General features: G+C 60.7%; 11 protein-coding genes and 1 riboswitch. Of the genes, 7 read left to right on the plus strand and 4 right to left on the minus strand.

Translation table 11 applies throughout. From position 1 onward, the window contains the following. The first annotated feature begins 70 nt into the window (after positions 1-70). Together msbA and hldE are read left to right on the plus strand one after the other, a co-directional pair. Complete coding sequence (gene msbA, locus AAFM31_RS10350) at positions 71-1858, plus strand: lipid A export permease/ATP-binding protein MsbA (RefSeq protein WP_341707845.1); 1788 nt, start codon at positions 71-73, stop codon at positions 1856-1858. A 48-nt stretch (positions 1859-1906) separates the two neighbouring features. Then, positions 1907-3337, plus strand: a complete 1431-nt coding sequence (hldE, locus tag AAFM31_RS10355; RefSeq protein ID WP_341707846.1) for a bifunctional D-glycero-beta-D-manno-heptose-7-phosphate kinase/D-glycero-beta-D-manno-heptose 1-phosphate adenylyltransferase HldE — start codon at positions 1907-1909, stop codon at positions 3335-3337. A gap of 27 nt (positions 3338-3364) precedes the next feature. On the opposite strand, the gene AAFM31_RS10360 is transcribed toward hldE, so the two are convergent. Genes AAFM31_RS10360 through AAFM31_RS10370 form a run of 3 tightly spaced genes read right to left on the minus strand, consistent with a single transcriptional unit; the run spans position 3365 to position 6222 of the window. After that, complete coding sequence (locus AAFM31_RS10360; protein ID WP_341707847.1) at positions 3365-4240, minus strand: metal ABC transporter ATPase; 876 nt, start codon at positions 4238-4240, stop codon at positions 3365-3367. A gap of 3 nt (positions 4241-4243) precedes the next feature. Then, complete coding sequence (locus tag AAFM31_RS10365) at positions 4244-5047, minus strand: aldo/keto reductase (protein ID WP_341707848.1); 804 nt, start codon at positions 5045-5047, stop codon at positions 4244-4246. Then, positions 5044-6222, minus strand: coding sequence for an FAD-dependent oxidoreductase (locus AAFM31_RS10370; protein WP_341707849.1), 1179 nt, complete (start codon positions 6220-6222; stop codon positions 5044-5046). The genes AAFM31_RS10365 and AAFM31_RS10370 overlap by 4 nt, the downstream gene beginning before the upstream one ends. A 134-nt stretch (positions 6223-6356) precedes the next feature. Here AAFM31_RS10370 and waaA point away from each other — a divergent pair, with 134 nt between their 5' ends. Continuing rightward, positions 6357-7619 carry a lipid IV(A) 3-deoxy-D-manno-octulosonic acid transferase gene (gene waaA / locus AAFM31_RS10375; protein ID WP_341707850.1) on the plus strand — a complete coding sequence of 421 codons (1263 nt, stop codon included), beginning with the start codon at positions 6357-6359 and terminating at the stop codon, positions 7617-7619. A 60-nt stretch (positions 7620-7679) separates the two neighbouring features. Here waaA and AAFM31_RS10380 read toward each other — a convergent pair whose 3' ends face one another. Further along, on the minus strand, positions 7680-9116 hold the full coding sequence (locus AAFM31_RS10380) for a TolC family outer membrane protein (protein ID WP_341707851.1): 1437 nt from the start codon (positions 9114-9116) through the stop codon (positions 7680-7682). Positions 9117-9334: 218 nt separating this feature from the next. Next, positions 9335-9434, plus strand: a riboswitch (TPP riboswitch). Between the two features lie 73 nt (positions 9435-9507). On the opposite strand from AAFM31_RS10380, the gene thiC reads away from it, so the two are divergent. The 4 genes from thiC (at position 9508) to cpdA (ending at position 13484) form a co-directional block, all read left to right on the plus strand. Then, positions 9508-11391 (plus strand): phosphomethylpyrimidine synthase ThiC, encoded by a 1884-nt coding sequence (gene thiC / locus AAFM31_RS10385; RefSeq protein WP_341707852.1) that lies wholly within the window; start codon positions 9508-9510, stop codon positions 11389-11391. A 143-nt stretch (positions 11392-11534) separates the two neighbouring features. Continuing rightward, on the plus strand, positions 11535-12149 hold the full coding sequence (locus AAFM31_RS10390) for an NUDIX domain-containing protein (RefSeq protein WP_341707853.1): 615 nt from the start codon (positions 11535-11537) through the stop codon (positions 12147-12149). After that, a complete protein-coding gene (locus AAFM31_RS10395) occupies positions 12149-12610 on the plus strand; it encodes a DUF1249 domain-containing protein (RefSeq protein ID WP_341707885.1) in 462 nt (153 codons plus the stop codon). Before AAFM31_RS10390 ends, AAFM31_RS10395 begins: the two co-directional genes overlap by 1 nt. Positions 12611-12683: 73 nt before the next feature. Then, on the plus strand, positions 12684-13484 hold the full coding sequence (gene cpdA, locus AAFM31_RS10400) for a 3',5'-cyclic-AMP phosphodiesterase (RefSeq protein WP_341707854.1): 801 nt from the start codon (positions 12684-12686) through the stop codon (positions 13482-13484). Positions 13485-13578 lie beyond the last annotated feature (94 nt).

Raw genomic sequence — 13578 nt, forward strand, 5'->3', positions numbered from 1 at the left:
TGTCTTGCGAGCTTTGCTTCTCGATGCTTGTGATAGACTGCTTCGCACTTGTTTCATGTATGAAGGTCTCATGACTGACGCTGCCAAAGAAAGCTTTGCCCGTTCAAGCGCTCGTATCTATCTGCGCCTGCTAGGCTACGTAAAACCCTACTGGAAGGCCTTTGCCCTAAGCATCATCGGCTTTGCGATTTTTGCTTCTGCCCAGCCAGCGATGGCCTGGATGCTGAAGTACTTTGTCGACGGGTTGCAAACCGGGGAGAACGCCATGTTTTTTGGCGTTCCGCTGATTTGGGGGTTCCCGGCATTTATTGTCGCGGTGGCGTTCTATCAGGGAGTGGGTTCATACCTGGGTAATTACTTTATCGCCAAGGTGTCGCTGGGCGTAGTGCACGATCTGCGTACTGCGCTGTTCAACAATCTACTGACCTTGCCGAACCGTTATTTCGACAAGCACAACTCAGGGCATCTGGTTTCGCGTATCACCTTCAATGTCACCATGGTCACGGGTGCAGCCACCGACGCGATTAAGGTGGTATTTCGTGAAGGCATGACGGTCGTGTTTCTGTTTGCCTATCTGCTGTGGATGAACTGGATGCTGACGCTGGTGCTGATTGCCATCCTGCCGGTCATCGGCCTGATGGTCACTAGCGCGAGCAAGAAGTTTCGCAAACAGAGCAAGAAGATTCAGACCGCGATGGGGGATGTGACCCATGTGACGTCGGAGACTATTTCCGGTTTCCGGGTGGTGCGCAGTTTTGGGGGCGAACGCTATGAATCCGACCGCTTCCTCAAGGCCAGTACCGAGAATCGTCAGCGCGGGCTGAAGATGGTGCGCACCGGTGCGGTGTTTACCCCTTCGTTGCAGCTGGTGACGTATAGCGCCATGGCTGTCGTAATGTTCCTCGTACTGTTCCTGCGTGGCGATGCAACTGCGGGTGACCTGGTGGCCTATATCACTGCAGCAGGGCTGTTGCCGAAGCCGATTCGTCAGCTATCTGAGGTCAGTGCCAATATTCAGAAGGGTATTGCTGCGGCCGAGAGCGTGTTCGAGCAGTTAGACGAGGACCCTGAGGTCGATACCGGGAGTCGGGAGATTGGACGCGCGCAGGGTCACATTGAAGTGCGCAATCTTTCATTCAGCTATCCGGATACTGACAAAACGGTGCTCAAGGACATCAGCTTCAGGGTCGAGCCTGGACAGATGGTGGCGCTGGTGGGGCGCTCGGGCAGCGGCAAGTCCACACTGGCCAATCTGATTCCGCGTTTCTATCACCACTCGGAAGGTGACATTCTGCTCGACGGCACTCCCATTCAGGATCTGACCCTGCGCAGCTTGCGTCGTCAGATTGCCCTGGTAAGCCAGAATGTCACTCTGTTCAACGATACCGTCGCCAACAATATTGCCTATGGTGATCTGGCGGGTGCGCCGCGTGAGGCTGTGATTGCCGCGGCGGAAGCCGCGTATGCCAAAGAGTTTATTGAGGTCATGCCCGAAGGTTTCGATACGCTGGTTGGCGAGAACGGGGTGCTGTTGTCCGGTGGTCAGCGTCAGCGTCTGGCGATTGCCCGTGCGCTGCTCAAGGATGCTCCTGTGCTGATTTTGGACGAGGCGACGTCGGCGCTGGATACCGAATCAGAGCGTCATATTCAGGGTGCACTGGACCGAGTGATGGAGGGCCGGACTACGCTGGTGATTGCCCACCGTCTTTCGACCATTGAAAAGGCCGACGTGATCATGGTGATGGATCAGGGCCAGATCGTCGAGCGCGGTACACATAGCGAGCTGCTGGCGCTAAACGGCTATTACGCTCGGCTGCATAGCATGCAGTTCGAAGAAGAGAGCGACGAACAACACTAATTTTTGCGTGCGCGATGGCGTGCGTTGCTGAGACAGGTAGGCGAAATAATGAAACTGAGCATGCCCCGATTTGATTCTGCGCCGGTTCTGGTGGTGGGGGACGTCATGCTGGATCGCTACTGGCATGGGCCGACCAGCCGTATTTCTCCGGAAGCCCCGGTACCGGTGGTCAAGGTGGATCAAATTGAGGACCGCCCCGGTGGGGCGGGCAACGTGGCGCTGAATATTGCGGCACTGGGGGCGCCGGCTTGGCTGGTTGGTGTTACCGGCAAGGATGAGGCGGCCCAGAGTCTGCAGCAGCGGCTGAACGCCGCGGGCGTGTATTGCGACTTCCAGCAGCACGAGACGCTGCCGACCATCACCAAGTTGCGGGTCATGAGTCGCCACCAGCAGCTGATTCGTCTCGACTTTGAAGAGCGCTTTGATACCGATGCCGATGCCTTACTGGCTTCGGTACGCGGCCTGCTCGATCGGGTCAAGGTGATGATCCTGTCCGATTACGGTAAGGGGGCGCTGGTCAATCATCAGGCGCTGATCGCTGCAGCGCGTGAGCGCGGCGTTCCAGTGCTCGCAGACCCCAAGGGCAGTGATTTTTCGATCTACCGCGGTGCCAGTCTGATTACTCCGAACCTTTCCGAGTTTGAAGCGGTGGTGGGCCATTGTGCCAGCGAGCAGGAGCTGGTCGAGAAGGGCCTGGCGCTGGTCGACGAGCTGGAGCTAGATGCGCTGCTGGTAACCCGCAGCGAGCAGGGCATGACGCTGCTGCGTAAAGGTGAGGGTGCGCTGCATTTGCCGGCGCGGGCGCGTGAAGTGTTCGACGTGACCGGTGCGGGTGACACGGTGATTTCCACCTTGGCCGCCGGGCTGGCCGCCGGTGAAGACCTGCCGCTCGCTGTGGCGCTGGCCAATCTGGCGGCCAGCATCGTGGTTGGCAAGCTGGGTACCGCTGCGATCAGCGCACCTGAGCTGCGCCGAGCGGTGCAGCAGGAACAGGGCAGCGGTCGTGGTGTGCTGGGTGTTGAGCAACTGTTGCAGGCGCTGGACGATGCACGCGCTCACGGTGAGAAGGTGGTCTTCACCAATGGTTGCTTCGACATCATCCATGCCGGTCATGTTGGCTACCTCGAGGAGGCTCGCTCGCTCGGGGACCGTCTGATCGTCGCGATCAACGATGATGCCTCGGTAACTCGCCTGAAGGGACCGGGTCGGCCGATCAACAGTGTTGACCGGCGAATGACGGTGCTGGCGGGACTCGGCGCGGTCGACTGGGTGATCAGTTTCAGCGAGGACACGCCGGAGCGCTTGCTGGAGCAGGTCAAACCGGACGTTCTGGTCAAGGGCGGTGATTACAGCGTTGATCAGGTGGTTGGCGCACCCATCGTGCAGGCTTATGGCGGCGAGGTGAAGGTGCTCAACTTCGTTGAGAGCTGTTCGACAACCGCCATCGTCGAAAAAATTCGCGAGCGCGGCGAGGACTGATCCGGCTGTTGAGCGGGGCGGGGGCGCTCAGCGCCGCCCTAGCCCCTGATGCAGCGGACAGTTGCCTGCCGCAATCAGCCATCCTTCTTGCGGGGCAAAGGCTTCGCTGAGCAGCAGGTCAGCGCTGGGCTGGGAGATCAGCTCACCACGTTGCAGATGGTACAGCTCGCCGGTTGGCTCATCGTTGCGGTATTCGGCAAGAAACAGCTCCGGGCGCTGGTGGTCCATGCGTGCGACCAGTTCGCCACTCTCCTGATCAAGAAATTCGTCTGCATGCAGAAGGGATGGACTTTCGATATCGTCCGGCAAGCTCAGTTGCATCTGATAGACCAGCTGCAGCGAGCTGGTGGGTAGGTGAACGTAGGCGTGCGGGCGTTCCAGCAGATTCAGTTCGCGGCACAGCACCGGCCGCGCATCCCCTGCGCGGGTGCTCAGCGCAAAATGGCGTTCCTCGTCGCGGATCAGACTGTCGGCATAGGGTTGGGGCAGCCAGGTGTCCTGATAGCGGCCCTGCAGCCAGCCACTGTTCGCTTCGATCAGCAGCTCTTCGGCTATTTCGGTCATGACTGTCAGCAGCGGCACCCTCAGCTCGTGGGACGGCACGTAGCCGGATAGCAGCTTGAGCACTTGGTCGCCGTGGTCTTGGCGATCCTGACGCACCAGCAAGCGAAAGTCGCGCTGCTGCCAGCGCAGATGAAGATCGACGGAGACGCCGAGGTTGGCCAGCGTGGCCTGAAATTGATGCGGGTCATCCAGTCGCAGAGGTTGTCGCAGTTGCTGCATCTGGGCAAAGCTCAGGGGGCTGCCGATCGGCTCGTAGCGCAGGACCTCCGGGCTCGCGGTGACCGCAATTGCCTGGGTCTTGAATGCAACGGGATTCTTCCGAGCAACAATCTGAGTCATGCCTTACTCCATGCTGGACAGTACCGACAGTGCCGCGCTGACATTCTGCGCAAGGTGGCTGGGCGTTATGGTGCCGATGATCGCGCTGGTGACGCCGGGATGGCCGAGCACCAGTTCCAGGCTCTTGCGCACCGGGTCTTCACCATCAAGGCAGAGATGACCGCTGGCCAGCGCCTTTTTGATCAGAATGCCCTTGTTGTGTTGCAGAGCGAAGTCGAGCACGTCGCGTTCGGCTTGCTCGCGAAGATTGTAGGTCACCATGGCGCAGTCGCCCTGCTGCAATGCACGCAGGCCGCCGGCAACGGTCTTGCCGGAGAAACCGTAGGCGAGGATCAGGCCTTCTTGCTTGAGCTGCGCGAGGGTCGGGTAGACCTCTTGGTCAAGCACGTCGAGATCGTTGCCGTCGGAGTGCACCAGCACCAGCTCCAGTCGATCGGTACCGAGGCGCTGCAGTGAGCGCTCGACCGAACGGCGGGTGTGCGCTGTCGAAAAATCAAAGTGCGACTGCCCGTTCTCGAACTCCTCGCCGACCTTGCTGCAGATCACCCAGTTGTCTCGCTGGCCCTTGAGCAGCGGGCCAAGGCGCTCCTCGCTGGTGCCGTAGGCCGGCGCGGTGTCCAGCAGGTTGATGCCGAGGTCGTGGGCTTGAGCCAGGAGATTGCGGACGGCGGCATCGTCCGGCAGTTCGAAGCCGCTGGGGTACTTCACCCCCTGGTTGCGACCAATCTTGACGGTACCCAACCCGAGTGGTGACAGGCGCAGGCCAGTGTCACCCAGGGTGCGATAGAAGGGTTGCAGGCTGCTCATCGAAAACACGCGTCCCAGAGAGGTTCTGCGACCCGTGGTCTCGGCAGGTCAGCCGGCAAGGGTTGCTGGGCACCGGGTGCTATCTGCTGGCGCTCGAGTTCCTGGATGACCAGATCGCTCAGGTTGGGCGCCAGCGCAAGCTTGGTGGGCCAACTGATCAGCGCGTTGCGGCACGGCTGGACGTAGGCGTTGTCCGGGCGCACCAGGCCACTTTGGGCTGGTTCTGCCCGGTTGACGGGCAGGGTGGTCCACTGACACTCGCTCAGGTCAATCCATGGTAGTAGTTCGCGCAGCTCGCGGCGAGCCTGCTCGATCAGTGCGTCGGGGGTTTGATTGACGCCCTGCTCGGCCAGCTCGCCGCCCAGATACCAGCACCACTGGCCGTCGTCGCAAGGGTGGGTTGTGACCGTCAGCCGCGGCTTGGGACTGGCGCCGAGGCAATGTGCGTACAGTGGCGGCAGATTGGCACCCTTGACCAGCACCATCTGCAGCGGACGACGCTGCATGGCCGGTTCGTTGATCCCCCAGTCCTGCAGCAGGGCTTCGGTTCCCTCGCCGGCGGTGAAGACGTAGCGGTGGGCGCGAATCTGGGTATTGCTAAGTTGCACGCCGGCAATATCGCCGTTGTCGGAACGCAGTATGTGCGGGTTGTTATCGCTGATCAGGCTGTCGCCGGCCAGTTCAGCCAGCCGTCGGACGACGTCGGGTACGTCCAGCACCAGCTCGCCGAGCTGGTAGACCTTGCCCTTGAATCCCGGGTCATTGAATACGGTCGGCAGCGCCTTGCCCTTGACCTGATCGACCCTGCCGCGCAGCGCTTTGCTGGCGAAGAAGCCGGCCAGGTTGCTGATCAGGCTGCCCGGAGACCATAGATAGTGATGCTGCGAGAGTACATGAACGCCGCTCAGATCCAGTTCGCCCTCACCGGCCAGGCAGCTGCGCCAGCGGCTGGGCATGTCGGCAATGGCCTCGGTTGCGGCATTGAGTTTGCCGCCCAGCGCGTACTTGATACCGCCGTGGATGATGCCCTGGGATTTGACACTCTGGCCGCCGCCGAGGGCGCCCCGTTCTATCAGCAAGGTGGAATAGCCGGCCTGGCGCAGGCGGGCATTCAGCCACAGCCCGGCGATGCCGCCGCCAATGATGCAGATATCAGTGTCCAGGGTTGTGCTCATGTGCTCCCGCTGCTCAGGTCAAAAAGGCCCTCTAGTATAGTCATTGCAGGTGCCGCTGGTCACATCTGTTACCCTAGTGGCTTGCTGCGCCAGCGCAGACTTCCCAGGACGCCTTGCTGATACAGGACGCTTTCATGGCCCGTCGTCTCTATACCCTGTTTTTCTTTCTCTGCCTGCCGCTGATTCTGCTGCGTCTGCTCTACCGCGCGATCAAGGCGCCGGCCTACGCGCGGCGCTGGGCCGAGCGCTTTGCCTTGGGCGGCGATGTGCGTAGCGGTGGTATTTGGGTGCACGCGGTGTCGGTCGGGGAGAGCATTGCTGCAGCGCCGATGGTGCGCGAGCTGCTCAAGCGCTACCCGGAGTTGCCGATTACCATCACCTGCATGACGCCTACCGGATCCGAACAGATCCGCAAGCTGTTTGCGGGGCAGGTTGGACACGCCTATCTGCCCTACGATCTGCCGTGGTTGCAACGCCGCCTGCTGCGCCGATTGCAGCCGAAGGTCGGCATCATCATGGAAACCGAGCTGTGGCCGAATCTGGTGGCCGAGGCGCGGCGTGCCGGCGTGCCGCTGGTGTTGGCCAATGCCCGACTGTCGGCCCGCTCCGCCCGGGGGTATCAGCGCATCGGTGCGCTGGTGCGGCCGATGTTTGCGGCGCTGGACTGGGTGGCGGTGCAGAGTCAGGCTGAGGCGCTGCGTTTTGTTGAACTGGGCGTCAGTCGTGAGCAGATGCAGGTGACCGGTAGTATCAAATTTGATTTTCGCCCGGACCCGCAGCAGATCCAGCAAGCGCAGGATTTACGTGCGCGCTGGGGTAGCGACCGCCCGGTCTGGATTGCGGCCAGCACGCACGCTGGCGAAGACGAGCAGGTGCTGCGTGCGCATCGGCGCGTGTTGGAACAGGTGCCCGATACGTTGCTGATACTGGTGCCGCGACACCCTGAGCGCTTTGATTCAGTAGCACGTCAGGTCAGTGAAGGCGGGTTCGGTATGGTGCGGCGCAGCAGCGGAGCGCTGCCGGCTGCTGATCAGCAGGTGCTGGTTGGCGATACCATGGGCGAGCTGGTGTTTCTCTACGCCTGTGCCGATCTGGCGTTTGTTGGTGGCTCACTGGTGCCGAACGGCGGTCATAACTATCTGGAGCCGGCCGCGCTGGGACTGCCGGTGCTGTCCGGGCCCCACCGTTTCAACTTTACCGAGATCAGTGAGCTGCTGGAGGGGGCGGGCGCGTTGCAGGTGGTAGATGACGAAGCGGCACTGGCCGCGGCAGTGCAGGACTGGCTGCAGGACGATGCGGCTCGTCAGCGGGCCGGTCAGGCTGGTCAGTCGGTGGTGGTAGATAACCAGGGCGCGCTGGAGCGCTTGCTGACGGGGATCGATCGGTTGTTGAGCTAAATGCTCAGAACAAACAAAAACAGCGCCCTTGGGCGCTGTTTTTGTTTCTGTGTCCCGCGTTCAGAACGTGCTGCTGTCGCTGCTGGTCGGAGCGACTGGAGGCTGCGGCTGGCGGCCCATCGACATCTGGCGGGCCTCCTCTTCGGTTGCCTCCGGGATGAAGTCGCGATCCGGATCGTAGTTGGGATTCAGCCACTGGGACAAGTCCTGCAGATCTTGCGGGCTCAGCGTGCCTGCCGCCTGCTTGAGGCTCAGGTTATTGATGATGTAGTTGTAGCGCACGGTGTTGTAGTCGCGCACGGTGCGGAACAGGTTGCGCTGGGCTTCCAGTACGTCGACCACGTTGCGGGTGCCGACTTCGTAACCGGTTTGGGTGGCGTCGAGCGCCGCCTTGGCGGAAACGATGGCCTGACGGCGCGCTGCTACTTCATCAACGCTGGAGGTGACGGTGCGATACAGATTACGAGTGCTCTCAACCACGCGACGACGCTGGGCTTCGCCGCTTTGTTCTGCCTGGGTCAGGCGGTAAGTGGACTCGCGCACCCTTGAGGTGGTCAGGCCGCCGGTGAACAGCGGCATGCTGAGCTCAACTCCAAAGCTGGTCAGTTCGCTGTCAACGCTGCTCTGGCCTGCTGCCGCGATTGAGGCGCCGCCGTTGTCGTTGCTGTAGCGAACGAATGCATCCACCACCGGCGCGTAACCGGCCTTACTGCTGCGCAGGCTGTCTTCAGCGCTGTCGATAGCATAGCGGCTCGCCTGCAGGGTCAGGTTCTGCTCGGCAGCAGTTTCAACCCACTGCTGCATGCTGGCCGGAGTCGGCGGCAGGATCGGCAGCTCGTGGCTGATACCCACCAGGCTGTCGTAGTCCTGATTGGTCAGACGGGTCAGCGCCTGATAGCTCACATCCAGGTTGGTTTGCGCTGTTAGGCGTGCAGCACGGGCGCTGTCGTAGCCAGCTTGGGCTTCCAGCACGTCGGTGCGAGCCGACAGGCCGACGTCAAAGCGTTCTCGTGCCTGTTCCAGCTGACGAGAGAAGGCTTTCTCTTCTGCTTTCGCGGTGGCCAGATTGTCGGAGGCGCGCAGGACGTCGAAGTAGGCCTGGGAAACTTCAAGGATCAGATTCTGCTGGGTGGCGGAGAACTCCAGTTGCGCCTGCTGGCTGACCGATTTGGCGGCCTGATAGCTGAACCAGCGGTCGGCACGGAATAGTGGTTGGGTCAGGCTGGCCTGGTAGTAGTGAGTGGAATACTCATCACCACCGACGTTGTCGATCTCCAGATCTTGACGTGACGCACCGGCGGCGACACCGATATTGGGCAGCAACTGGGAGCGAGCCTGAGGCAGGGCTTCCTGGCGGGCCATCGCATCGGCTTCTGCCGCGGCGAGGTCGGCGCTGTTCAGCACAGCCTGCTGGTAGATGGTCATCAGATCGGTATTGGCGGCAGCCTGGGCGGAAACTCCGGCCAGCAGCAGTGCAACGGTAAGCGGGCGCAACATGCACAGATCCTTCGCATGAGAGGGGGTCAGGCAAGGCTAAAAGGGTCGGGAGCCGGGGTCAAGCGGCTTTGGGGGACACAATTGGGAACAATCTGTTGTCGCGACTTTTGCTGACATTTTCGCGGATTTTGTCAGCTGACGGCTGCCGCTTTGCACTTGCTGTCGGAATGCGGCTGTCTTGGGCTTGAGGCGCCAGCGGCATGCCTCTAGACTGTGCGGGCATCTTGACGGGGTGCTGCCTGCTTGCAGGGGGCTGAGATGATACCCGTTGAACCTGAACCGGTTAGTACCGGCGTAGGAATCGAGATAGACCGCACGTGGCTGCCCGTCAGGGTGGGCACTGCCGTGGTCATTCGGTTCCCTGCGCGCCTCAACGCAGTGGAGCATGATAATGAACAGCAAGTTGCCTGATACCGCCATCGCCACCTCGGGTGCCGACAGCGCCGCCACCCAACCTTTCCCCAATTCCCGCAAGGTCTATTTGACCGGCTCGCGTCCGGATATCCGTGTGCCGATGCGGGAGATCAGCCTGGCCGACACGCCAACCGACTTCGGCGGTGAGTCCAACGCCCCGGTGCTGGTATATGACACCTCAGGCCCCTACACCGATCCCGAGGTCAGTATTGATCTGCGAGCCGGTTTGGCAGATGTGCGTGGTGCCTGGATCGACGAGCGCGCAGATACCGAAGTGCTTCCCGGGCTGACCTCGGAGTTTGGCGCGGCGCGCCTGGCCGACGCCTCGCTTGACCATATGCGCTTTGCTCACGTTCGCACCCCGCGCCGCGCCAAGGCTGGTTGCAATGTGACGCAGATGCACTATGCGCGGCGCGGCATCATCACGCCCGAGATGGAGTACGTGGCGATTCGCGAGAACATGAAGCTGCAGCAGGCGCGCGAGGCGGGGCTCCTCAAGGAGCAGCATGCCGGTCACAGCTTCGGTGCGAGTATTCCGAAAGAAATTACCCCCGAGTTTGTACGCGAGGAGATCGCGCGGGGCCGAGCGATTATCCCGGCCAACATCAACCATCCCGAACTGGAGCCGATGATCATCGGTCGCAACTTCCTGGTAAAGATCAACGGCAACATCGGTAACTCTGCGCTGGGCTCTTCCATTGAGGAGGAGGTCGAGAAGATGACCTGGGGGATTCGCTGGGGCTCTGATACGGTCATGGACTTGTCGACCGGCAAGAATATCCACGAAACCCGTGAGTGGATCATCCGCAATTCGCCCGTGCCGATTGGGACTGTGCCGATCTATCAGGCGCTGGAGAAGGTCGGCGGCGTGGCCGAGGATCTGACCTGGGAGATCTTCCGTGACACCCTGATCGAGCAGGCCGAACAGGGTGTGGATTACTTCACCATTCACGCTGGCGTGTTGCTGCGCTATGTGCCAATGACCGCCAAAAGGGTTACCGGCATCGTGTCGCGCGGTGGCTCGATCATGGCCAAGTGGTGCCTGGCGCACCATCAGGAGAACTTCCTCTATACCCACTTTGAGGAAATCTGCGAAATCATGAAGGCCTACGACGTCAGTTTCTCGCTGGGTGACGGCCTGCGCCCCGGTTCTATTGCCGACGCCAACGACGAAGCGCAATTTGGCGAGCTGGAAACCCTCGGCGAGCTGACCAAGATTGCCTGGAAGCATGATGTTCAGGTGATGATCGAAGGTCCGGGTCACGTGCCCATGCAGCTGATTAAAGAGAACATGGACAAGCAGCTGGAATGCTGCGACGAAGCACCGTTCTACACCCTTGGTCCGCTGACCACCGATATCGCCCCTGGCTATGATCACATCACCAGCGGTATCGGTGCGGCGATGATCGGCTGGTTTGGCTGTGCGATGCTTTGCTACGTGACGCCCAAGGAGCATCTGGGGCTGCCGAACCGGGATGACGTCAAGACCGGCATCATTACCTACAAAATCGCAGCCCACGCTGCCGATCTGGCCAAAGGGCATCCGGGTGCACAGATTCGTGACAACGCGCTGAGCAAGGCGCGCTTTGAGTTCCGCTGGGAAGACCAGTTCAACCTGGGGCTGGATCCGGACACTGCCCGTGCCTACCACGACGAGACGCTGCCCAAGGAGTCGGCCAAGGTCGCGCACTTCTGTTCGATGTGCGGGCCCAAATTCTGCTCGATGAAAATTACTCAGGAAGTGCGGGAATATGCTGCAGAGCAACGTATTGCAGCAGTGGACCTGGCGGTTGAAGAAGGCATGAAGGCCAAGTCGGCAGAGTTTCGCACCACTGGTTCTCAGCTCTACCACAAGGTATAGCGAAAGCCGTAGGTAAGGGTTCAGGCACGTCTGGACCCTTGCCGACGCCCCAAAAGATATGCGAGCTTAGACGCTCGTCAGCAGGCATTGTCCGATTACGGGTGGTTCTGTCTGCTGAAATCGTTTTTTTTGGGGGTGTTGATTTGTCCTTTACCCGCGCCGACGTGGAAATTATCAGCCGTGAAGACGGCTTTCGGGGTTTCTATCGTCTGGATGTCCTACAGCTGCGCCACCGTTTATTCGACGGTGGCTGGGGCCCGGTGTTGCGACGCGAATTATTTGTGCGTCACGACGCCGTCTGCGTGCTGCCCTACGACCCTTGGCTCGATCAGTTGGTTTTGATTGAGCAGGTGCGGGTCGGTGCGCTGGAAAAGAGCGATAGCCCCTGGATGCTGGAGCTGGTCGCCGGCCTGATTGACACCGATGAGGCGCCGGAGGAAGTGGCCCATCGCGAAGCACAGGAGGAGGCAGGGCTGAGCCTGCTGTCCTTGCACCCGATTACCCGTTATTACCCATCCCCAGGCGGCAGCGACGAACGCGTTTATCTCTATTGCGCGCTGGTCGACAGCCGCGGCGTGGGCGGTATTCACGGTCTTGCGGAAGAAGGCGAGGATATTCGCGTTAGCCTCTGGCCGCGTGCGGAAGCTGTCGCAGCTGTCGAAGATGGTCGTATCGACAATGCTGCCAGCATCATCGCCATGCAATGGCTGCAGCTGCATGCCGATCGGCTGAGAGCCGAAGCGGGGCCACAGCCATGATGCCCCTGCGCAAACCCCGTTACCATGTTGATCTGATCGGTCTGCAGGCGCTGTGCGAGAGCAATTATTGGAAGCTGCTCAAGCTGATGCCGTCCATGCACGAGGAAGACCACCGAAGGATCATCGTCGACGCCGGTGACGGGACTGTGCAGGCGTTGGTGATGCGGGTGCTGGAGCGCTGCCCTTATACGTCGACCCTGCAGCTCTCGCATGAACGTCAACACGAGTGGGTGACACCGCCCAGCATGGAAGTGCGCCTCTACCATGATGCTGGTCTTGCCGAGGTGGTCGCCGCGTACAACAGTCGGCGGTTTCGCGGGGTTTATCCCTACCCGAACGAGCAGATGCTGCAGCCGGACGAGAAATTCCAGCTCAACCAGTTCCTCGGGGAGTGGTTAGGCTACTGCCAGCGCCATGGACAAAGCGCGCAGCCGTTGTCATTTGCAGGTCAGGGTCTGTGACCGAATCGCTGGATTCCTGTAGCGGCAACAGCCAAGATTACACCTGAACAAGGGAGCGAGGAGTGGGGGCACGATGTCGTTAGGGTCGGATTTCGTCTGCGTGGTTCAGTTGACGGACAGTCACCTGTTTTCCGAGATGGGCGCAGATCTGCTCGGGCTGGATACACAGGCCAGTCTGGATGCTGTCATCGATATGGTGCTTGAGCAGACGCCCGAGATGGATGTGGTCCTGGCCACCGGCGATATCACCCAGGATGCCAGTGAAGCGGCCTATCGGCGTTTTATCGCTGCCAGCCAGCGCTTACCTGCGCCGTGCTACTGGATCCCCGGTAACCACGATGATGCCGAGTTGATGACCGAGATCGGTGATCCGCTGGGCCTCAACCGTCAGTGGATCGATGTCGGAAACTGGCGCATTGTGATGCTCGATACCAGCATTTTGGGCGCCGTTCCTGGTCGCCTGGAACCCTCTCAATTGGCTATCGTTGATCAAGCGCTTAGCTCAGTCGGCGATCGTCATGTCATGGTTTGCCTGCACCATCAGCCGGTGAGTATCGGCAGCGACTGGATGGAGCCGATCGGTTTGCTCAATCCGCAGGACCTGCTCAGTCGTATTCAGCACCGGCCAGAGGTGAAGGTGGTACTCTGGGGGCATATTCACCAGCACTTCGATCAGCAGCTTGCTCATCTGCGGCTGCTGGCTACGCCGTCGACCTGTGTGCAGTTCGCTGCCGGCAGCAGCGATTTTGCCGCCGATACGCTGGCGCCAGGCTATCGCTGGCTGCGTCTGTATGACGATGGTCGTATCGAGACTGCTGTGTCCCGTCTACCGGATGGGCTGTTTCTGCCCAACCCGGGAGCGGTCGGCTATTGAGCTGTCGCCGCACGGACGGTGGCAGGCAGCCAGCCCGCCGGATACTATGTGACCCCATGCAAGCTCACTCCGATGGCCGGCGTCAGTCAGTCAG

The organism is Halopseudomonas sp. (assembly GCF_038130085.1).
GTDB lineage: Bacteria > Pseudomonadota > Gammaproteobacteria > Pseudomonadales > Pseudomonadaceae > Halopseudomonas.